This is a genomic window from Pseudomonas sp. 2VD, assembly GCF_005503585.1.
Taxonomy (GTDB): Bacteria; Pseudomonadota; Gammaproteobacteria; order Pseudomonadales; family Pseudomonadaceae; genus Pseudomonas; species Pseudomonas aeruginosa.
Window position 1 is genome coordinate 1 of sequence record NZ_SCND01000663.1, and the last position, 1,226, is coordinate 1,226.

2 protein-coding genes are annotated in these 1,226 nt (G+C 70.5%); both read left to right on the plus strand.

Features of this window, described 5'->3' with window-relative positions:
• On the plus strand, positions 1-817 hold an 817-nt coding region (locus tag FFS27_RS32920; protein ID WP_110713767.1), incomplete at its 5' end, for a FecCD family ABC transporter permease.
• The coding region (locus FFS27_RS32925; protein ID WP_137952563.1) for an ATP-binding cassette domain-containing protein at positions 817-1,226 on the plus strand (410 nt) is incomplete at its 3' end. The genes FFS27_RS32920 and FFS27_RS32925, both read left to right, overlap by 1 nt.

A 1,226-nucleotide genomic window follows, 5' to 3' on the forward strand; every position in this document is an offset into this window, starting at 1 on the left:
GGCCGTGGGCGCGGTGCTGGCGCTGTCCGGGGTGGCGATGCAGGGCCTGTTCCGCAACCCGCTGGCCGATCCAGGGCTGGTCGGGGTGTCCAGCGGCGCGGCCCTCGGCGCGGCGCTGGCCATCGTATTCGGCGCCTCGCTGGGTGGCTTGCCGGCGTTCCTCGCGCCCTACCTGCTGTCGCTGTGCGCCTTCGGCGGCGGCCTGGGGGTGACCTGGCTGGTCTATCGACTTGGCCGCCGCGATGGCCAGACCAGCGTGGCCACCATGTTGCTGGCAGGGATCGCCTTGACCGCGCTGTCCGGCGCGGTGATCGGACTGTTTACCTATCTCGCCGATGACGCCACCTTGCGTACCCTGACCTTCTGGAACCTGGGCAGCCTGAACGGCGCCAGCTACCCACGACTCTGGCCGCTGCTGCTGGTGGCGCTGCTGGTGGCCTGCTGGCTACCGCGCCGGGCAGATGCGCTGAACGCACTGCTGCTCGGCGAGTCCGAGGCCCGTCACCTGGGCTTCGACGTCGAGCGATTGAAGGCCGAACTGGTGCTTTGCACTGCCCTCGGCGTCGGCGCCGCAGTGGCGGCGGCGGGGATGATCGGCTTCATCGGCCTGGTGGTGCCGCACCTGATCCGTCTGGTTGCCGGTCCGGATCATCGGACGTTGCTGCCGGCCTCGATGATGGCCGGCGCCATTCTCCTGCTGCTTGCCGACCTGCTGGCGCGCCTGGCGCTGGCTCCGGCGGAGTTGCCGATCGGCATCGTCACGGCACTGATCGGCGCGCCGTTCTTCCTTTATCTGCTATTGCGGGGGCGGGCCTGATGCTGCGCGTGGAGAACCTGTCCATCCGCCGTGGCGGAAAGACTGTACTGGAAGGCCTCGAGCTGGAGCTGCGGCCTGGCGAGATGCTCGGCGTACTCGGCCCCAACGGCGCTGGCAAGAGCACCTTGCTTGGCGCTCTCTGTGGCGAACTGGAGCCGGCCGAAGGGCTGGTGCTGCTCGACGAGCGCGGCCTCGACGACTGGCCGGGCGTCGCTCGCGCGCAGCGCCTGGCGGTGCTGCCGCAGAGTTCGTCGCTGGGCTTCGCCTTTCCGGTGGAGGCGGTGGTCGGCTTCGGTCGGCTGCCCCATTCCAGCGGCCGCGAGCGCGATGTGCAGATCGTCGCCGAGGCCTTGGCGGCGGCCGACGCCAGCCATCTGGCCGGGCGCAGCTACCTGGCGCTGTCCGGCGG